20 protein-coding genes and 1 pseudogene are annotated in these 18,149 nt (G+C 65.7%); 12 read left to right on the forward strand and 9 right to left on the reverse strand.

Going from position 1 to position 18,149, the window contains the following annotated elements:
• Nucleotides 1-668 precede the first annotated feature (668 nt).
• On the reverse strand, nucleotides 669-1,040 hold the full coding sequence (locus MBA17_RS07235) for a hypothetical protein (RefSeq protein ID WP_238495501.1): 372 nt from the start codon (nucleotides 1,038-1,040) through the stop codon (nucleotides 669-671).
• A 581-nt stretch (nucleotides 1,041-1,621) separates the two neighbouring features.
• Between MBA17_RS07235 and MBA17_RS07240 the strand changes: the two genes are divergently transcribed.
• Entirely contained in the window at nucleotides 1,622-2,002 is a 381-nt protein-coding gene (locus MBA17_RS07240; protein WP_238495502.1) for a hypothetical protein, read from the forward strand.
• On the opposite strand, the gene MBA17_RS07245 is transcribed toward MBA17_RS07240, so the two are convergent.
• Both MBA17_RS07245 and MBA17_RS07250 read right to left on the reverse strand, forming a co-directional pair.
• The gene (locus MBA17_RS07245) at nucleotides 1,969-2,442 is read right to left on the reverse strand and encodes a DUF4333 domain-containing protein (RefSeq protein WP_238495503.1); all 474 of its coding nucleotides are present in this window, start codon (nucleotides 2,440-2,442) and stop codon (nucleotides 1,969-1,971) included. The genes MBA17_RS07240 and MBA17_RS07245 overlap by 34 nt on opposite strands.
• A 195-nt stretch (nucleotides 2,443-2,637) precedes the next feature.
• Nucleotides 2,638-2,862, reverse strand: coding sequence for a transposase (locus MBA17_RS07250; RefSeq protein WP_238495639.1), 225 nt, complete (start codon nucleotides 2,860-2,862; stop codon nucleotides 2,638-2,640).
• On the opposite strand from MBA17_RS07250, the pseudogene MBA17_RS07255 reads away from it, so the two are divergent.
• The 4 genes and pseudogenes from MBA17_RS07255 to MBA17_RS07270 form a co-directional block, all read left to right on the forward strand.
• A pseudogene (locus tag MBA17_RS07255) lies at nucleotides 2,824-3,285 on the forward strand (ISAs1 family transposase); the annotation flags it as partial. The gene MBA17_RS07250 and the pseudogene MBA17_RS07255 overlap by 39 nt on opposite strands.
• 278 nt (nucleotides 3,286-3,563) lie before the next feature.
• A complete protein-coding gene (locus tag MBA17_RS07260; protein ID WP_238495504.1) occupies nucleotides 3,564-4,547 on the forward strand; it encodes an AraC-like ligand-binding domain-containing protein in 984 nt (327 codons plus the stop codon).
• Nucleotides 4,548-4,592: 45 nt separating this feature from the next.
• Entirely contained in the window at nucleotides 4,593-4,877 is a 285-nt protein-coding gene (locus MBA17_RS07265; protein WP_238495505.1) for a hypothetical protein, read from the forward strand.
• 285 nt (nucleotides 4,878-5,162) lie between these two features.
• Nucleotides 5,163-6,236, forward strand: a complete 1,074-nt coding sequence (locus tag MBA17_RS07270) for a hypothetical protein (RefSeq protein WP_238495506.1) — start codon at nucleotides 5,163-5,165, stop codon at nucleotides 6,234-6,236.
• Nucleotides 6,237-6,253: 17 nt separating this feature from the next.
• On the opposite strand, the gene MBA17_RS07275 is transcribed toward MBA17_RS07270, so the two are convergent.
• The 4 genes from MBA17_RS07275 to MBA17_RS07290 form a co-directional block, all read right to left on the reverse strand.
• Complete coding sequence (locus tag MBA17_RS07275; protein ID WP_238495507.1) at nucleotides 6,254-6,940, reverse strand: hypothetical protein; 687 nt, start codon at nucleotides 6,938-6,940, stop codon at nucleotides 6,254-6,256.
• Between the two features lie 231 nt (nucleotides 6,941-7,171).
• The gene (locus tag MBA17_RS07280) at nucleotides 7,172-8,503 is read right to left on the reverse strand and encodes a WD40 repeat domain-containing protein (RefSeq protein ID WP_238495508.1); all 1,332 of its coding nucleotides are present in this window, start codon (nucleotides 8,501-8,503) and stop codon (nucleotides 7,172-7,174) included.
• Nucleotides 8,504-8,748: 245 nt separating this feature from the next.
• A complete protein-coding gene (locus tag MBA17_RS07285; RefSeq protein WP_455432716.1) occupies nucleotides 8,749-8,979 on the reverse strand; it encodes an NADAR domain-containing protein in 231 nt (76 codons plus the stop codon).
• 130 nt (nucleotides 8,980-9,109) lie between these two features.
• Complete coding sequence (locus MBA17_RS07290; RefSeq protein ID WP_238495509.1) at nucleotides 9,110-9,976, reverse strand: helix-turn-helix domain-containing protein; 867 nt, start codon at nucleotides 9,974-9,976, stop codon at nucleotides 9,110-9,112.
• 393 nt (nucleotides 9,977-10,369) lie between these two features.
• Between MBA17_RS07290 and MBA17_RS07295 the strand changes: the two genes are divergently transcribed.
• Both MBA17_RS07295 and MBA17_RS07300 read left to right on the forward strand, forming a co-directional pair.
• Entirely contained in the window at nucleotides 10,370-10,858 is a 489-nt protein-coding gene (locus MBA17_RS07295; protein ID WP_238495510.1) for a cupredoxin domain-containing protein, read from the forward strand.
• Nucleotides 10,859-10,891: 33 nt separating this feature from the next.
• Nucleotides 10,892-11,263 (forward strand): Atu4866 domain-containing protein, encoded by a 372-nt coding sequence (locus tag MBA17_RS07300; RefSeq protein ID WP_238495511.1) that lies wholly within the window; start codon nucleotides 10,892-10,894, stop codon nucleotides 11,261-11,263.
• 545 nt (nucleotides 11,264-11,808) lie between these two features.
• Here MBA17_RS07300 and MBA17_RS07305 read toward each other — a convergent pair.
• Nucleotides 11,809-13,551 (reverse strand): helix-turn-helix domain-containing protein, encoded by a 1,743-nt coding sequence (locus tag MBA17_RS07305; RefSeq protein WP_238495512.1) that lies wholly within the window; start codon nucleotides 13,549-13,551, stop codon nucleotides 11,809-11,811.
• 554 nt (nucleotides 13,552-14,105) lie between these two features.
• Between MBA17_RS07305 and MBA17_RS07310 the strand changes: the two genes are divergently transcribed.
• The gene (locus MBA17_RS07310) at nucleotides 14,106-14,324 is read left to right on the forward strand and encodes a hypothetical protein (protein ID WP_238495513.1); all 219 of its coding nucleotides are present in this window, start codon (nucleotides 14,106-14,108) and stop codon (nucleotides 14,322-14,324) included.
• A 336-nt stretch (nucleotides 14,325-14,660) separates the two neighbouring features.
• Nucleotides 14,661-15,122, forward strand: a complete 462-nt coding sequence (locus tag MBA17_RS07315; RefSeq protein WP_238495514.1) for a hypothetical protein — start codon at nucleotides 14,661-14,663, stop codon at nucleotides 15,120-15,122.
• 752 nt (nucleotides 15,123-15,874) lie between these two features.
• Here the strand turns inward: MBA17_RS07315 and MBA17_RS07320 are convergent.
• The gene (locus MBA17_RS07320; RefSeq protein WP_238495515.1) at nucleotides 15,875-16,255 is read right to left on the reverse strand and encodes a hypothetical protein; all 381 of its coding nucleotides are present in this window, start codon (nucleotides 16,253-16,255) and stop codon (nucleotides 15,875-15,877) included.
• Nucleotides 16,256-16,382: 127 nt separating this feature from the next.
• Between MBA17_RS07320 and MBA17_RS07325 the strand changes: the two genes are divergently transcribed.
• From MBA17_RS07325 to MBA17_RS07335, 3 genes are all read left to right on the forward strand, one after another.
• Complete coding sequence (locus tag MBA17_RS07325; RefSeq protein ID WP_238495516.1) at nucleotides 16,383-16,763, forward strand: hypothetical protein; 381 nt, start codon at nucleotides 16,383-16,385, stop codon at nucleotides 16,761-16,763.
• A gap of 4 nt (nucleotides 16,764-16,767) precedes the next feature.
• Nucleotides 16,768-17,046 carry a hypothetical protein gene (locus MBA17_RS07330; protein WP_238495517.1) on the forward strand — a complete coding sequence of 93 codons (279 nt, stop codon included), beginning with the start codon at nucleotides 16,768-16,770 and terminating at the stop codon, nucleotides 17,044-17,046.
• 393 nt (nucleotides 17,047-17,439) lie between these two features.
• Nucleotides 17,440-17,934, forward strand: a complete 495-nt coding sequence (locus MBA17_RS07335) for a hypothetical protein (protein ID WP_238495518.1) — start codon at nucleotides 17,440-17,442, stop codon at nucleotides 17,932-17,934.
• Nucleotides 17,935-18,149 lie beyond the last annotated feature (215 nt).

Raw genomic sequence — 18,149 nt, forward strand, 5'->3', positions numbered from 1 at the left:
GCATCCCGATCTCGGATCAGATAGCGGGCCCCGCATCCTCCAGATCCATCACCGGATTCCTTATCGCCTGGATGACCCAGCTCGCGCTCGGGTGGGCGGTGGTGCCGAATACGCGGACGCGCCTGGTGGCAGGATCGATGACAGCCAGGATGTATTGGCGCTGCCCGTTCAAGGTGACGGTGTACCCGCCGATATCCCCCTGCGTCTGGTTCTCGCGAACCAGACGCAGGATGAGGACACGGATAGAGCGGACCGTGGGCGGGCGCCCCGCCTGTCACCAGGCCAAACTCATACACCACTTCCGTGGACGCAACCGGGGCCGGAGCTCGCGCACGCCACGAAGCCACACATGACCATGACCTGGGTGGATGCACTTATCGGCAGGCGCACAGTTGTAAAGGGGGTTGTCCGGGGTGACGAGTGAAGTTCCCCCCGAGGTGAGGACACTGCGCCTGCAGATCGAGCACTTTTAGGTGGTACGGCGTTGCCGTACATCGGGTGACGTTCAGTCCCACCGGTCCGTGAAAGTGCCGCCGTCCCGGCATCCAGGGATCAATCGAGCCGGCCCTACGCAACCCGGCGGCACTTCATAGGCCGCGGCCATTGAACTTCATAGGGCTCAACGATGGGCGGCAGGAGAGGTGTCCTCCGCCGCCCACCGCCTGGCGTCAGAAGCGCTTCGTGTAGCGGGTGCCCCGGTAGTAGATCTTCACGCCGTCGGGCTCGGAGGCACCGTGCCCGAAGGAGAACTTGCCGATGTAGCGGCTGTGGGCCTTACCGGAAGCGACCTCCACGTAGCCGAAGTCGGACTGCTGGTCGCGCACGACCGCGTACTTGATTCTGCTGGCGCAGCGGTTGGAGACCGCGACCTGCCACTTGGGATCAGACCAACCACTGTTGTTTAGCTTGGTGCGGCCGGCTTTTACACAGGAGGGCCAGGCGGCGGCCGCCTCAGCGCTCGCAACCGTTGCCAGGTCGGCGGCCGAGCCGGTGGTGGCCTGCGCGGTCAATGGGGCGGCAAAGAAAAGAGTGGTGCCCACAGCCAGGAGAGTGAGGACTCGCATCTGGTTCCTTCCGGAGTAGTGAGTTCCGCCGTGGTGCGGCGTACAAGATGAGGATCTATCCTCCACCAGATTGGCCCAGCCTGGGGCATTAATCCTTACTTGTCCCAATTTATGGACACATACCACCTACTGATGTCCTGTCGCGGGACATCCGAGCCCGCAACGAGCCCGCACGTCGCCGCTGGTTGCCCAGGACAGATGAACGCCTCCCGGCAGGGTCTGACCCGCCAACTGACAGAGCGGGTTGGAAACTCTGCGCCTGCCGATAATTACATCCGCCCAGGTCATGGTCATGTAGGGCCTGGACGTCCACCCACGGTCCGCTCCATCCGCGCTCTCATCCTGCGCCTGGTCCGGGAGAACCCGGGCTGGGGCTATCGGCGGGTGCACGGAGAGCTCGCCACGCTCGGCATCAAGGTCGCGCCGTCCACGGTCGGGGAGATCCTCAAGCAGGAAGGGCTTGACCCGGCACCCAGCGGGCGACCATCACCGGGGCCGACTTCCTACGTTCGCAAGCCGACGCGCTACTGGCCCGCGACTTCATCGAGACCGTCACCTTGAATGGGCAGCGCCAATACATCCTGGCTGTCATCGAGCACGCCACCAGGCGCGTCCGCGTGCTGGGCACCACCACTCACCCGATCCCGAACTGGGTCATCCAGGCCATGAAGAATCTCGTGATGGACCTGGACGATGCGGGCTGCCGGGCACGCTATCTGATCCGAGACCGGGATACGAAGTTCCCAGCCCTCATGGACGGCATCCTCGCCGACGCAGGTATCCAGACCGTGCTCACCGGCATCCGGATGCCGCGGATGAACTCGATCATGGAGAGGTCCCCCGAAAGGACCGGATCTCCGACCCGGGCCTTTCGTTTCCCGAACGGGTCGCGCGGGCTCTGTGTTCACTCGACGTTGTTGTCGACCTTGAAGTTGTAATTGACCCGGTTGCCGTTGACCGAGGTGGCAGCGACGGTGACACCGAGGGTGTCGCTGCCGGCAGTGAGCTCGCAGCGGATCGTGGCGCCGACCCGGGCCGGGAGGTGCGCAGGACAGGTGACCCTGTCGGGACGCTTGCCGGTGTCCGCGGCGAGCTTGTCGGAGATCGTCTGCGCGACTCGGGCCTTGTGGACGGCCCCGCCCTCGCTGACGCCCGTGTTCTTGGGCTCTGCGGGGTCGTCACCGACTGGCGTCTCCTCGGCCGTCGGCTGCTTCTCGGCCGGGTCCACCTCGACAGAGGTTGGTTCCTCGCTGGCCGTCACCTCATTCCTCTTCTCCACGTCGCCAAAACTGAAGGTGCATCCGGTGGCGAGAAGCACCGTCAGTGCGCCCAGCGCCGCCGCGGCCGCAATCCTCTTGTTACGCCCCGTGTACCACATTATGTCCCCCTGTTTTTGGGTGATGAGAAAAAGATCAGGATGCGCAATCGACTGAATCGGTTCCGCGCATAAGCGGTTTGAGTTGGACTTTTACATGATCGACGCCTTCTGCTCCGCCGAGCGACCCCCTGTCGGCCCCACGTGAACATCCAGGGATGACGGGCCGTCTGTGGATCAAGGCTCAATGATCAAGAACTACAGCTGCTGGGGCTGGGGTGTCGGGGTTGCGTTGGACGATTCGAGATCGATGCCGCGGGTGGCTGCGTGCTCGATGGCTTTGTTCTTGTAGCCGTTGTCGGCCGAGGCTTTGGTGAGGGTGGGGTGGTGGGCTGCGAGGTGGTCGAGGAGGTGGGCGCCGGCTGCGGAGTCGTGAACGCTGGCGGCGGTGACGAGGACGGTCAGGAGGAAGCGGCGGCGCACCAGGCGACGGCTAAAGCTCCGCTTGACGCCGTAGACGCCAGGCGATCGCGTCGGTGGACGGCAAGTACCTGCGCGGCGCTCGACGTCCCAACGACAGTCGGGTCGTCGTGCTCTCCGCGGTCCGCCACGATCACGGCAATCACCTTGGCTTCCTACGAGATCGGCGCGACAACAAACGGAATTCTGAGTTCCAGCCCCTGCTCGACCAGATCGACAACGCAGACCTCACCTGAGTCGTCACCACCGATGCTGTCCACGTCCAGCGCTCTCACGTCGCCCACTTGCACGAACGCGGCGCCCACTACCTCCTCACGCTCAGGAACAGCCAGCGCGGTCAGGCCCGCCGACCCCATAAGCTGCCCTGGAACGAGGTCCTCGTGATCCACCGTGATGACGCTCGACCACGGCCGCCACGAGCAGCGCCACGCAACTCTCCCCTCTCTGGCCTCGTCCAAAGACCTTAGGGTTATCGTGGGTTTCGGACTTTGTCATTCATGCTGGGAACTTTGTCAGTGGTGCACAGCTTCAGGCGCCGTATCAGGCGAGGGCCCTGCGTGTGCCCGTCGAAGGCCGTTGTACAGCGAGAGGCGATCCCGACAAACTGATGTCGGGAACCGGCCGTGCCAGGGGGATCTTGTGGGGGAACGGGCCGAGGTACTGCCGGGCCGGCTCTGTGACCGACGCGGACGAAGGCCCGCCTCATGAGCCCGGTCCTGGACACCGCGTTCATACCGCCACGGGACCGGGAGGAAGTGGTCCGGAACGCGGTGTGGGAATCCATGGTGGCAGTCGACATCGACCACGGTCCGCCGGCTGAGGACATCGCCGTTCGCATAGGGCTCGGCGCCGTCGGGCCACTCAGGATCTGTTCGGCGCGGGCGACCGCGGTCACGATCCGTCGGACGGAGCGGCTCGCCCGGGAGGATGAGGAGCCGGCCGTCACTCTGGGTGTTCAGATGACGGGCAGCAGCATGGTGGTGCAGAACGGTCGCGAGTGCCTGCTGGGGCCGGGAGACTGCGCCGTCTTCGAGTCGGTCGCTCCCTACACACTTCTCTTCGACGAGGGAGTCGACCACCGCTTCATCCGTTTCCCCCGCGCGGCACTCGCGCTCCCCGACCGGTTGCTGCGAGACATCACCGCGGTCCCCCTGGGATCCGACAACCCCATCGCGCGTCTCGCCTTCACCTACTTCTCCCAACTGGCCGTCACCGACGAATTGCACCAGGGTGTGCACGCCGACGTCGCCGTGCAACCCAGCGTCGAACTCCTCCGTGCCGTCCTGACGTCCCAGCACGGCAACTCCGGCCTGGCCAGGGCGCCGTTGGAGGCGACGCTCAGCCTGCGGGTCACTCATTACATCCGTGAGCATCTGGCTGATCGGGATCTGTCGGCGGCGCGGATAGCCGCCGCGCACGACATCTCCGTACGCCATCTCTACGCTGTGCTGTCCCGCTCGGGAATCAGCCTCGGAGACTGGATCCGTACGCGCCGTCTGGCCGAATGCAGGCGGGAACTGGCCGGCCCGAACGGGCGGCTGCGGACCATCGCGGCGATAGGGCGGAGCTGGGGCTTCGCGGACGCGACCCACTTCAGCAAGATGTTCAAACAGACGTACGGAATCTCACCGCGGGCCTGGCGCGAACAGAACCTGTACCGCGTCAAAACGCAACCACGACGGCTCTGACCTGCGATTTGACGGGGTTCGTACCCGCAGGAAAGATCGTGGCTTGTGCCTATTCGCCTGCTCTATCTGATCATGCTTCGGGTGTTCGGCTGGCTGATGTTGCTGGGCCGCGGCCAGGCGTCGAAGGACGTAGAGATCATGGTGTTGCGTCATGAGGTGGCGGTGCCGCGGCGGCAGGTCGGACGGCCGAAGCCGGACTGGGCCGATCGGGCCGTCCTTGCGGCGTTGGCTCGGTGGTTGCCGGCGGTGCTGCGCAGTCATCGGCTGGTCACTCCGGCAACATTGCTGGCATGGCATCGTCGCTTGTTGCGCCGAGCCTGGACCTTGTAGGGCGTCAAAACCTGCTCGTGTGGTTTGAGCTGGGGTTTCTCCGAGCAAGTTACACGGCTCGGCGGTGCTCGTCGATCACCCCTCCGAGTGTTTCGTGGGGCTCGATCCGACCTTCCATCGGCACCATCACATGCTCATCGTGATCGGGTGGACACTGCTCACGAGTTACGGGTGGCCTTCTCAAACACCACCTCCCTGGGCGCGGCCATGAGGTGACACGATATACGGCATCGACAGGTGGTCATATCCATGACAACGCCGCCCTTTCGCGCTCACAATCAGGGTGTGGAGGCCATCGAAATCGAGCGCGCACTGGCGGACTTACCCGGCCTGCAGATCACGCGGTCGCAAGGCCGGCTCCAGGTCCGCATCCCGGCGATCCAGGACGAGATATGGCTGACGCCAGAGGCTGTCCTCCAGCTGAAGCCGATCTTCGGACCGCGTGGGGAGAGAGCTTTGGAAATTGCGCTGGGCGACGGCGACGAGGTCCAACCGCTCATCGTCACTGCCGACGACGTGGTCTTCGAGCCGGCGGCGGAGAGTTCGGTGCTCGACACCCAGATCGCGGTGACCGTAAGCAATATGCCGCATCTGATGGCGTACTCCGAGATGGAGCGTGATAGCAAAGCGCTCGCCGTCCGCTGCCAGGAGTCGGCAGAGCTCAATTTGGCCGGGCTCGGCGGAACCGTGTTGCTGCTTCGATGCGCGATCGCGGGTGCGATGAAGCTTGGCATGCGACCGACGATCTCGGTGGCGTGCTGGCACAGCGTCTGGACGGAATTCGACGAGGATCTCTTACTTCCACCGTTCCGAGCCGATCCGCGCTGGGACGAGATCCTCGAGGAGGCCCGCTCGATCCCGCTCACCGCCACCCCCGCGGCCGCCCCTGCGCACTTCGATTCAGCGAGCCTGACGCAGAGCGATTTCTCCGTACCGCGTGTGAGTTTCGGCCGAATCGACGAGGACCTGGTGGAAGCCTGGCGACAGTGGATCCGGGTCAGTCCAGAAGTCTTCGCTGAGTGCCTGCTCGACGGGCTGCCTGACGCCGAGGCCCTGGTGGCGATCTATCCGGATGGCGGCGGTGAGGCGAGTCTGCGGATCTACGCCGACGAGGCCCCGGTGGGGCTGCTGCAGGTGGGCTTCTCCTTCCCCAACAACGACTTCAACCTGGACGAAATACGCATCGCCGACCCTGCTAAGGGCTCCGGCCTGTTTCAGCGACTGCTCTTCAACACCGAACGCCTCGGCGAGCTCCTCGGCTTCGACCAGCTCCGCGTGCACGCCACCGGCATAGGCAGCTATGCCCTGGCCGCTCTCGGCTATCCGAGGACCCCCGAGCTGAGGAGGAGAACCAAATAGATAGGCGTGAGTGAACGTTAGCGCGCGAGATCGCGGCGCAGCCGGGCGAGCGCCTCCGCACCCAGAGCCTGCTCCATGCTCTCCAAAAGAGAGCGGCAGAGCTTTCTCGCTCCGTCGAGCCTGGTGCGGGCCGCGCCGATCTCAGGGCCCAGCTCGGCGCCGGACACCCTGCGGATGTCACGTATCTCGGTGGCGCGCACCTGCGCCAGCCGCTCAGCCAGGAAGAACAGGTAATCGGACCGGTCGAGTCCCATGCCCTGAGCGTTGGCGTAAGAGCGTCCGCTCTCCAGAGCCGCACTCAGATGCTCCGACGGTAGGAAGAACAGGGTGGTCGTGGAATAGGCACTGCGCGTGGCCTGCTGGGTCCACCTCTTCAGCAATCCTGACTTGACGTCGATGAAGACAACGAGGTCGAGGTAGAACTCGACGTCGATCGTCGTCAGCAGGGCCCGGGCGTCCTCCAGCTTCGCCCGAAGCGCTTCGAGGCCGTCGACCTGCCGCTTCAGTGCATCGGCGAACTCCTTGTCCGGGTCTTCGGCCAGGAATAGGATCCGCTCCCCTCGTGCGACCAGTTCCTGGAGGGTCAGAATGACGTCGAGTAAGCACTGGGCGACTCTGGCGTCCTTGGCGCCCCGTCTGCCCGTGAAGTATTGCTGGCCGTAGGACGAGAAGATCTCCGCAAGCTTCGACAGCAGCTCGAACATCTGACGCTCCTCACTGCGTCGCGAGAAAGTTGGTGGGGCTTGAACGCACGATCTACTAAGCGGAAACTGACCTACTGGACAGTAGCTCAGTTACGGGCGATGTGATGTAGCGCAGGTCCTGATCCCGGAAGAAGCTGCGAACAATCTCAGGTGGCTAGCCCAAAATAACCATTGGCAAGCCCGGAATACAGTTGCAATCACCCGAGGCAAACCGCCCAAAAGCCTGATCATCTATGAGACCAAGGTGGTCGAACTGCCGTACTCGATAACCGGGGCGAAGCGTATCGCGAGGATTCCCGCGGTCAGGCCCACGGCCAGGAAGTCACCTGTCCAGGCCAGCGCGGCGGCCGGGTGATGGACGGGGACCACCAGTGATCGATGCCGCAAAGTATCCCAAATACGGATCGTACGGTCGTAACTGCAGGTCACAAGCAGGGGAGATCCTCCATCACGAGGAAGGGCACACATCGCGGTGATCGTGCTGGTGTGCCCTCGCATGATCGAATGGCAGGCGCCGGTGCTGGGGTCCCAGATGCGGACAGTGCGGTCATCGCTTCCCGTGGCCAGCAGCGTCGGCACCTGAGGCTGTGGAAGGGCGCACATTGCGGAGATCGAATCGGTGTGGCCGATGAGAGCCCTTCTGGTGGTTCTGCTGGACGGCTCGCGGACAACTATCGTCCCGTCCACGTGGCCCGTGGCTAGATACATCGCGCCGCCCGGTCCGGGAAGGCCACACATGGCGGAGACACCGCTGGCCGCCGACTTGTCTTTGCCGAGATCCCACAAGTGCTCCTCCCTTTCCCGGGTGAGATCCCATAGGTCGATGATGCGCTCCCCGGTGGTGGTGGCCAGTAGCACTGTCCCATCGGGCCGGGAGATCACCGACATGACGCTGATCTCGCCGATGCCGTGGACAAGGTCGAGCGGCGCCTCTCGGGTGGCCGGGTCGTAGATGTTGATGAGCGCCTCGCCGTTCGGGGTGACGGTTCCGACGGCGAGGACTGCGGAGCCGTCGTTTGTGGGTACGGCGTGCAGCGTGGTGATCTCGCGACCGGCATCCGGGATGCGATCGACCTCCTCGCCGGTGGCCATAGTGCGCAACTGCACGGGCCCCAGATATCCGCTGGTGGCGAGTACGGCCCGGTCGCTCAAGGGCAGCACGCACATCGCGGTGACCGCCAGGTCATGCCAGTCGTCGGTCTCCATAGTGCCGGAGGCCATGCCGATGTCCCAGATGCGCACCGTGCAGCCGAGGCCGCCGGTGGCGAGAAGCCGACTGCCGTCCGGCTGAGGCACAGCGCACATGGCGGTGATCGAGGTGGCGTGGCCCTCCAGGACGAGGTGCTCCTCACCCGTCTCGGTGTCTCGGATACACAGGGTGCCGTCGTAGAAGCCGATTGCCAGGAGCGGATCACTGTTGCCCCGGGCCAGCGTGCACATCGCGGTGATGTCCTCGCCCGCCTGCAGCGTGCGATCCCTGAAATCCAGGCCAGCGACCTGCAGTGGCCCCGACGCACCCGCGACGACGAGGGCGTCGCCGTCGGATTGGGGGAGCACGGCCATGGCAGTGACTCCGCCCGGGCGGTAGGTCAGGGTGTCGACAGTTATCGGGACCGTGGGCGCCCAGCACCTCGAAGATCACGGCATCGGGTTCAGCGGGCGAAGTCCGCCGGGCATCTCCGGGAGTTGGAAGGAGTAGCGGCCCATCCCTCACCCACCAACCCACGGCGAGCGCGTCGCGCGCGGCCATCAGAGCGAAGCCGAGCAGGTTCAAACCCTGCCAAGTCGACGGGGGTGCGGCACGCTCATCAGGAGCGGTCAGGGCCGATCCCCCAGATCCGATCGTGTGGGCCGGCCTCGACCAGAACCCGCCTCCCGGTGGCAAGCGGGAACCGCTTCAAAACGGGATCATGGCCGAACTTGGCGCGGACCACGATCTCGAAACGGCGGGCCCGCCACGTCTGCTCGTCGAAGTTCCGTACGGCATGGCCGAGCGCTTTGGCTCGCTGCGGTGCGGCGGCCGGCAGGTCGGCTCGCAGGCGTAATAGGCGACGTCACGGCGGGTCTTGCCGTGCATCCGGCGGTCGCAGATCTCGCACAGCGCCTATAAGCGCAGCCGGTAGCGGCGGCAAGGTGAGCCATCCCCGAACCATCGGCCAGGCCGGGTGGCTACGCCGGCGTGTCCGAACGGTGGTCGGCGGCGGTGCCGGCGCTCCAGCTCGACAGGAAGTTCAGCGCCTCCTCCGACGGTGAGCCGGCCTCGGCGGTGTAGGCCACCAGCACCTGTTCGGAGTCGGAGGGCAGCCGCAGCGTCTCGAAGTCGAGCACCAGCTCGCCCGCGACCGGGTGGTGAAGGTGCTTGCGCCCGTGCGCCTTGTCCCGTACCTCGTGGCTTGCCCACCAGTGCCGGAAGTCCTTGCTCTTCACCGAGAGCTCACCGACCAGCGCGGCCAGTTCGGGGTCGTCGGGGTGGCTGCCGGCCTGCATGCGCAGGTACGCCACGGTCTCGCGGGCCTTGATGGTCCAGTCTTCGAAGAGCGCCTGGATCCCCAGTTCCAGGAAGATCATGCGGCCCCAGTTACGCAGTTCTGGCGGGCGCGCGCCGAAATCCGTGAACAGCAGGCAGGCCAGGCGGTTCCAGGCGAGCACGTCCAGCCGCCGCCCCACCACGTACGCCGGGACGCCATCGCTCATGTCGAGCAGGCGCTGGAGCCCCGGCCGCACCCGTTCCGGGCGCGTGGGGCGGCGCCGCGACGCCACCGGCTTGGCGATGTTGCGCAGGTAGGCCCGCTCGTCCTCGTCCAGGAGCAACGCGCGCGCGACGGCGTCCAGCACGGCGGTGGAGACGTTGCGCGTACGACCCTGTTCGAGCCGTACGTAGTAGTCGACGCTGACCCCCGCGAGCAGGGCGAGTTCCTCTCTGCGCAGGCCGGGCACCCGGCGCTTCCCGACCACCGGCGGCAGACCCACGTCCTCGGGACGCAGACGGGCGCGCCGGGACCGGAGAAACTCGCTGAGCTCGGTTCGCTGGTCCATTAGTCCAGTGTCACCCCTTTACCCTTCTTCGAGCCTGGCCCTGCTGGACCTAGGCAACTGAGTCATAGGGAGGTCAGAACACTGGGTAACAACTCGCCCAAGGCGCATGATCTAGCCATGCACCAGCGAGATGATCGGTTCCTGCCGATCCCGGCGGTGTCCCCCGCGCCAAGACCGGCGGATGTAGACGCTGTGCGGGGTGTCGGCTTCTCCCCGGCATCCCGCACATCCGGCGGCAAGGACTGTGCGGCCCGCGGAGGGTGGTTCCGCCAGTCCTAGGTAGCCGAGACCCCAGGCGAAACAGAACCTGTGCACCCACGGCGCGGCACCACAAGATGGAGATCATCAGACGATCGAACCGCGGCCGGCGACACCGACAGGAAGCCACCACCGATGACGACCTCCACCGCGTGCGGCAAAGTGATCGCCGGCGCCGCGCTCTGCGCCGCGGTCGCCCTGGTGGCGAACGGGTGCGCCGGATCGCCGGACGGCGTCGGCCCGCACCCGGGCCATGGGGCGAGCGGCTCCGGCGGCAGCCCGACCAGTCCCGTAGGCGGCCGCGTCGGCGACGACGCGGCCACCGCCGACGCGCCGGTGTTCCTGCTCGCCGCCCAGCCCGACGGCTCGCACGCCTTCGACCACAACCGGCACACCACCTCCGGCGAAAAGATCCTCCTGCGCTTCCAGAACGACTCCGGGATCCCGCACGACATGGTGCTGGAACGCGACGGCCGGATCGTGGGGCGGACCCCGGTGATCACCCGCGGGGAGACCCGCGCCCTGGTCACCGGGCTCACTCCCGGCCGTTACACCTTCTTCTGCTCGATCGGCGGGCACCGGAGCGACGGCATGGAGGGCGTTCTGGAGATGGCCGGCAACTGATCCGCACACCGACCGCACACAAGGAGCCATGACATGCCCAGGATGACCTCTCTTGGTCTCGGCACCGTGCTCGCCACGGCACTGATCATCACATCGGCCTGCTCAGGCGACGGGGACGACCCCAACGCAGCGCCCCCGGCTGCCGCGTCCTCATCGGCCGCGTCCTCGTCGGCCGCGAACCTGGTCGGAACGTGGGCGAACGACGACGGCAGCCTGAAGCTGGAGCTCCGCGCCGACGGCACGTTCAGCGAGGACCTCGGTGACCGCAAGGCCGCCTACGCCGGCCAGTACACCGTCAAGGGCACGACGCTGACGCTGAACGACAAGACCGGCGTCACCGCCGACGGCACCATCAACGGCGACTCGATCTCGCTCAGCGGATCGACGCTGAAGAAGACGGGCTGACCAGGAACGCCGACCACGGAACCAAGGACGGGAGAGACAATAGCCCGCCGCACCCTTGATCTGGGCCAACAGGCTCTGGACAAGGCCAAGATCGCAGACGTCCCCCAGGTGGCCGCCGCCATCATGCACGCGCCCGTTTCGGAGAGTCTTTCTGAGGTGGAACCTCCTGGGCAGGAGAGTGTTTCGCGGTAGCCCTGGCACCGACAGTCAGAGACCGAATCCGAGCAAGATCATCTGCCCGCTCAGGCGATCAGGAGCAGGCGATAACCTACTGATGTCCTGTCGCGGGACATCCGAGCCCGCGGCGAGCCCGCACGAATCGCCGGCATCCCCCTTGGGACCCTGCTCTCCTCGGAGGCCGGGCTGGCCCTCGGGGCCTTCCGGTCCGGTGGGTCCTTCAGGCCCTTCGGCAGCCCATGCAACGTGGGCTTCGGTGGGGAGACACGAGCCCGCCGAGCCGACGATGCGGACGAGACGGGTCACTTTACCGACACATGCATGGACTTCCGGTGAGACCGACGAGGCGGTGGCCACGCCACCAACCATCAGCGCACTCTTTCGGGCGAGTATTCGATGAAGATCGGTTCTTCGCCAACCGTGATGGTGTCTCCAGGACGGACGCGCCGGGACGTGCCGTCGAGCCGACGCACTTCCGCGGCCTGCCTCACCGTGGTCCCCGCCGTACCAGTGATCGTCCAGATAACGGCCGCCGGCCGCGTCGTACCACGGTCACCCGAGATCGTGAGCTCGCACTGCCAGACGTTGTCTGGAAGGTTGATGGCGTTCCCATGGCCGCACGACCGACTATGGGCGTGGGCGAGCCAGCGCTGTAGTTGCTCGGCGGCCAGCGCTGCCGCTGTTGGCACGCCGCCCTCACCCTGCAGGACAAGGGGGATCTTCGTGCTGCCCCAGTTGTAGAAGTACATGCGTTCCAGGTTCAGATCACGCGCATAGAGGCCGACGAGGAAGTAGCGCACGGCGTAGTCGCGGGCAGTGACGGCATCGAGCGGATCTTGCAGCGGAATCGTGTAGGTGGTGCCCGTACTCCAGAGCCGCGGATGCACTCCGGCTGCGTGCAGCACGCGGTTGGCAAGAGCCGCCAGCTCCAGCATCGTCTCCGGAGGATCGGAGGCGGTACGCTGATGAAGTTTGACGCTGGCCACATCGCAGGAGGTGTAGCCGCCAAGCTCTGCGAACCTCCGCATCACGCCCCGGCCGTCGCTTGTCCACAGTCGGCCCATTCCTGGGCATACCACGTTGGCCTGCGGATCGACCGCTTTGATGATCCGGCTCGCACGGCGGGTCATCTCCACCAGCGTGCCGACGTCTCCCGTGTAGAAGCGGTGGTCGTTGCCCAGAGCCCACAGCTCGTAGGCTTCGATGCGCCCGGCATAGCGGCGAACCATCGCCCTGACAAAGGCATCCCAGTCGGCGAGGTTGTCGGGAGGAGCGGCGCGGGCGCCGTCAGGGTAAGGCGCCGGAGGGCCGCCGGGGCTGGCCCAACCGGGCGTGCCCCCGAAGACGAAAAGTACCGGCAGTCCCGCACGCTCTGCGCCTTCCACCTGGCGGTCGAGCGTCGACCAGTCAAACTCGCCGCGCCGCTGCTGGATCTGCGACCATCGCGTCGCGCTGTCCCACAGCCGGACGGCGCCTACCCGAAAGGACGGCATGGCACCTGTGGCACTGTTGATGGTGACCCCAAAGAGGGTGCCCGGCACGGGGGCCGACGGCAGAACCCAGCTCGGGCCCGTTATCCGCTGCGCCTCACCTCGGGGCACCATCAAAGTAGACGACGCGCTTGCCGTCAGCATCAGGAAGCACGCGATGACCACTCCCGCGCTCGAAAACGTTACTGCGCGCCATCTCCACTGAACCCGCGCCCGTCCCGTCGGGGCGTCCCGCACACTATCCGAGGACTCTCGCCGAGTCGTCTCGGGCCCGTCCGGCTGCGGCGTCTTGGACGGCATCTCCATGGCAGGCTCCACGCCCGGCAGCGGATCGGCGACCTCCGGCCCGGCGACGGCCCGTATCCACAGCTGGTGAAGGCGAACCATGTCTTCACGGTCGGCCCGGCACGCCACCGCGATCTGCTCGATAATTGCGAAAGTCGGCGGAACGCCATCGCCGGAACAATACCGATGAACGGCCGATTTACTGGCGTTGGCCTTGCGGCCGATCCATTCATAACTGCGGCCGCTACGCTCCTTGATCTCCCTTAGAAGCTGCCCCAACTCCTCGGAGTGCGATGTTCTGGCCACGGGCTTCCCCAAGCTTTCGCGACGGCGCATCTCACCACGCTACACGCAGAATATGAACATATCCCGGGACGAACCATCTGTGTTGATCACGGTTGCGGAGAAAACGGCGATCATCCTTCTGTAGCATTTGCCTAATGCCACTCACTCTAAGTTGATCAGGAGGTAAGGGCGAGCTCGGGAAGGTTCGCGAGGTTGACCGTGGCAGGTCCGTCGTGCCGTACCCCGACATCGCCAGGCTTCTTGACGCGGTACGGGTTGTGGCGGGCGCGCTTCACTTCCCTCTCTGTCAGTCTCGTGTGAGACATGGGACGACCCCAGGCACAAGGCCGAACGCGGGCTGCTCATCCAGTCTGCCGCTTACACCGCCGCCCGAGGCGGTGACCGAAGCACGATGCGCGAACTCGCCGGCGAGGCAGTGGACATCGCGGCCCGGCTCGGAGGCACCACACTCCTACGCGATCACGGCGGCGGTTTCAGCCCGACACCCGTTCAGCTGCACCGAATCTCCGCCGAACAAACAGCAGGAGAAGCCGGCGAGGCCATCACCGCCCGCCCACCAGATATCACCCGGCAAACTGCCCACTGTGGAGCGCCGCACCCGCTACTACACCGACGCCGTACGCGCCTACGGCCAGTGGGACAAGCGCGAGGAATGCGTCCGAGCCCTGCTTAGCGCCGAACGGCGGGCCCCCGAGGAGACCCACGCCCGTCCCGCCGTACGCGATTTGGTATCAGGACTCCTGGTGTCCGGGCGGACCACTCCCGAGCTTCGAGGACTCGCTCTACGCTGTGGCAATACCTGACCAACTCCGCGCGGCTGAGCACGACGTGCCTCCACGCACCCTTGAGCACCGATCGGCTACGCATATGCCTGCATCCATAGATGGATGCAGGCATGCGCACACATCGACGCACGCGCTGTCGTCTTACCCTCACAGGCCGCCGTGCCCCAAGGGCCATCCCATGACGGGCTGAAACAGCAGCTCACGGCGCCTGTTTCGTCCCACTGTCCCAGGTTCCTCCCATTCCATGGCAAAGCGTGCGAGGCGTTGGCAGGATTGCCGCCACCGGCCTGGACCACGCGTCGCAGCGACGAATCCGGGTTCGGTCGTTCACTCAATTACGAAGGAGTAGCGGAAATGCATGGAAGAAAAGCAGCGGCTTCCGTACCGGCGCGCGTATCCGCCGCCGTCGCGGGAATGGTGACCCTGTTCGTCTGTTTCATGGCTGCGCCACCCGCCCACGCCGAGCCGGCGCCCCCGAAGGACACCATCGTGATGTCCGACACACCGCCCCCAGGCGAGGTGGCTCCCCTCGGCGCGAGCTGCGGAGGACTGACCAACCCCTGCGGGATCGCCTACAACCGCACGGGCAGCACCCTGCAACTCAGCCGCGACGCCAACAGCCGTCTCTACTGCGGCGCGGTCGGCCCCTACCGCAACCTGCCCAGCGGCCGAAACTCCAACGCCTACGGCCCGACGCACTGGCCCGACGTCGACTGCGTCCGTTCGAACAGCAGATGGATCGTCACCAACGGCCGGGTCTACCCGCCCGGGGAGTGGATCAGGATCTGGACCTCCAAGTGGTTCTACGGCGCCTGATCCGGCGGGACGTCCCCTTGGCGTTCCGGGGGCCCGGCCCCACCGGATGAAGGAACCGGTACGGCTCGCACGCGCGATCGTCTGAGCTCAGCCGACGGCGGCTCCGGGAGCGATCCGTCATCCGCTGACGCCGCACCACAACAGGGCCCCCGCGTGATCCGCGCGGGGACCCTGTGCACTTCCCAGCTTCCGGGTCGGGAATGCCCCGGTAGGCACCCTGTCCCGCTCGGAAACCCGGTTTAGTGCCGTGAGCTGGGGTTTCGCTGCACGATCAGCAGCGTTGGTGGGACCATATCGAGGTGTTGTCGCTGCTCTACCGGTTGATGAGATGTCTGCTCGGCTTGCTTGCGATGCTGGTTCGGTCTGATCTGTCCAAGGACATCGAACTCCTGGTGCTGCGTCACGAGAAGTAGGTGCTGCGCCGTCAGCTGCGTGGTCGGCCACGGTGGGACCACGCCGACCGGCTCTGGCTTACGGCGTTGTCCGGGCTGGTGAACCGCCGCCGCTGGGCGGAGATCTTCCCGGTGACCCGGCCACGATCCTGCACTGGCACCGTCACATGGTCGCCCGCAAGTGGACCTACCCTCAAACAAAGGGTCCGCCAGCTGACCTCCGACAACCGCACCCTCGACGAGCGGCTCAAAGCCGCCCGATCCAACCTCCGCTTCCAGGACCGGCGCGTCGCCGACCTCGAAACCAGATCACCGACCCCGCGGCAAGCCGGCTCCGTCACACCAACCCGTCGCCTCCAATCACGGACCGGACGCGAGCCGGATTCCCTCGACTCGCGGCAGGCTGGTGGGCATCTCGTCGGTGACCCAGGCGTATTCCAGTCCCGCCAGGGCCGCACCGTCCTCGACCCATACGAGCAACTCGCCGACGTACTCGCCGCACTCGTTCAGCACTTGCGCGTCCACCGGTACGAGATTGCTGACCAGTGAAGCTCGCTGCACGGGCTCACGCACTCTCAGGTCGATGCTCACCGATCTGGGCGTCCAGGTGGCGATGACCTCTGCCTGATTGATTTGGCTCCGTAGTTCTGACGCGCCGACGAAGTTGCTGGTCAGGATGTGTTCCAGCACGGCTTTCTCAGCGGCGTTCAGCGGGCGCGGAACTATGGGAACTGGTGGCATGCCCCCATGATGCCCTGGCCACCTCCCGGGCTACCTGCCCGTTCCCTGACGATCGTGCTTCGCCCATGTCGCTGACACGGGCGAAGCACGATCGGTCCTTGTCACAGGCGCGTCCTATCGTGAGTGGGTGATGAAGTGGCTCCGCTGTTACTGGGACGAAGAGGATATCTGGTTCTACTTCGAGCTTGACCCCGATGGACAGGTGATCCGGCAGGTCGCGCTCCAAGAGTCCGAGCGGACTCCTCTGAACGCGGCGGCACTCGACGAGTGGCAGCGCGCCGAGGAGATCGGCCGCCTGGCGGAGTACGAAGCCGAGTACGGACTGACCGCAGAGCTGCCCTTCCAGCAATGGGAGGGTCACGATCCGGAGTGGCTGTCGGCCGACGAGTTCGAAGGCGTCTGGACGACCGCCCGCCAGCAGATCACGGCTCGTCCCACTGATCCTTTCGACGTCAGCCCGACCAATCACGGACACCGTGATACGGATGCTGTCAGCGAAAGGGACTGATTCCATGCCAGACGAGCCGCAACGGCCGCTCAGCGAACTCCACCCCGGCGATCGCATCCAAGCGACAATCACCAGCCATCAACCATGGGGCCTCACGGCCAAGATCAACGGATACGAACCCGTCGGCGCATCGCTGGACGCTATCCGCCGTGGCAGCGAGCCAGGAGTGCGGCGACTGACCCAAGACCTCCCGCCGGTGGGGATAACCATCGAGCTGATCGTCGGTGAAGTGCGCTCATGGCACTACGAGCCGTGGGTATGGGTGGATCTCACGAGCCCCTAGTACTACAGCCAAACTTCCACGTTCCCGCAGGTCAGCGGCACCGTCGAAGGCACTCGAATCTGACGATTGATCAGATTCGAGTGCCTTCGCGCCGCGCTCACCAGAAGGAATCCTGGCCTGACAGTCCAGGTGAGCGTGCTGCCGAAAGTGATCCGAGCGAAGTCCGGCTGTAGTGCTAGCTGGGCCGGAGCTCGCCCTCAGCCTGCCCTTCCAAGTCACTCGGTTCAATGACAGGCGTCACCGCCCAGGCGACGCGGTCGAGAACCACTCCAGGCGATGGCGATGAACCGTAACGGACATGTAGTCTATGAATCGCTGCAGTTCAGAGCCGGTATCCGAGCTCCTGCGGTCGGTAAACACGGCAACCACGCCCGGCCGCACCAGGCGCTGAACATGGCCACCCCAGCCAGCCGGTTCCGCCCGCACGGCCCTGCCCGCGACGAGGCCGCGCCCGCCCGATCACACCAGCCGGAGCCCGGACTGGTGGTGACCGAGCCACCACCGCCCTCGACCGCAGCAGCGGTGGAGTTCGATATCCGTGTCCGGCCCAGCGGAGAGATCAACCTGGTGCCCGGCCGGCAGCGCGTCGGGGTGAGCCAAGGACTCACCGGCCGGACCCTGACCGTCTGGGCCGGCCTGCGCAGTATCCACCTGATGCTGGACGGGCACCTGGTGCGCACCGTGGCCAGCCGTCTCCTGCCCGAACATCTGGCCTACCTGGCCATGCGCGGGGCCCGCCCGGCGGGAGAGGAACCCGCCGCCGCGGCACTGCCACGGCTCAATGGACGGCCGATGCTGGCTTCGGGCCAAGCCGTCGAGGTCACCCATCACTCGTCTCTACGTCCGCGGCAAGGACACCCAGCCGAGCTGACGTCAAGCATGTCCTGATGCCGGAGCGTCAAGCATGTCTTGAGACCTCACATTGACAAGGGCTGGGTGGTCGGCTCAGCAGGTGTGCGATCTGAGCACAGTGAGAGCTGCGCCCACACCGCGTGACCACAGCCCGGATCTCCAGCCACTCCCACCTTGACCGACAGCGCGACCACCCCGAGCAGCCCTCTTCCACCCTCACGGAGATCGCCGACATACCGAGGGTCAGCTCG

Source organism: Dolomitihabitans soli (assembly GCF_022213955.1).
Taxonomy (GTDB): Bacteria; Actinomycetota; Actinomycetes; order Streptosporangiales; family Streptosporangiaceae; genus Streptosporangium_A; species Streptosporangium_A soli.

Bases quoted from the DNA above. Each gene is read 5' to 3' on its own strand.
- MBA17_RS07315 (WP_238495514.1), top strand. From the start codon at position 14,661: ATGCATGGAAGAAAAGCAGCGGCTTCCGTACCGGCGCGCGTATCCGCC.
- MBA17_RS07260 (WP_238495504.1), top strand. From the start codon at position 3,564: ATGAGCCCGGTCCTGGACACCGCGTTCATACCGCCACGGGACCGGGAG.
- MBA17_RS07245 (WP_238495503.1), bottom strand. From the start codon at position 2,442: ATGTGGTACACGGGGCGTAACAAGAGGATTGCGGCCGCGGCGGCGCTG.
- MBA17_RS07280 (WP_238495508.1), bottom strand. From the start codon at position 8,503: ATGGCCGTGCTCCCCCAATCCGACGGCGACGCCCTCGTCGTCGCGGGT.
- MBA17_RS07290 (WP_238495509.1), bottom strand. From the start codon at position 9,976: ATGGACCAGCGAACCGAGCTCAGCGAGTTTCTCCGGTCCCGGCGCGCC.
- MBA17_RS07320 (WP_238495515.1), bottom strand. From the start codon at position 16,255: ATGCCACCAGTTCCCATAGTTCCGCGCCCGCTGAACGCCGCTGAGAAA.
- MBA17_RS07300 (WP_238495511.1), top strand. From the start codon at position 10,892: ATGCCCAGGATGACCTCTCTTGGTCTCGGCACCGTGCTCGCCACGGCA.
- MBA17_RS07305 (WP_238495512.1), bottom strand. From the start codon at position 13,551: ATGCGCCGTCGCGAAAGCTTGGGGAAGCCCGTGGCCAGAACATCGCAC.
- MBA17_RS07330 (WP_238495517.1), top strand. From the start codon at position 16,768: ATGCCAGACGAGCCGCAACGGCCGCTCAGCGAACTCCACCCCGGCGAT.
- MBA17_RS07275 (WP_238495507.1), bottom strand. From the start codon at position 6,940: ATGTTCGAGCTGCTGTCGAAGCTTGCGGAGATCTTCTCGTCCTACGGC.
- MBA17_RS07335 (WP_238495518.1), top strand. From the start codon at position 17,440: ATGGCCACCCCAGCCAGCCGGTTCCGCCCGCACGGCCCTGCCCGCGAC.
- MBA17_RS07295 (WP_238495510.1), top strand. From the start codon at position 10,370: ATGACGACCTCCACCGCGTGCGGCAAAGTGATCGCCGGCGCCGCGCTC.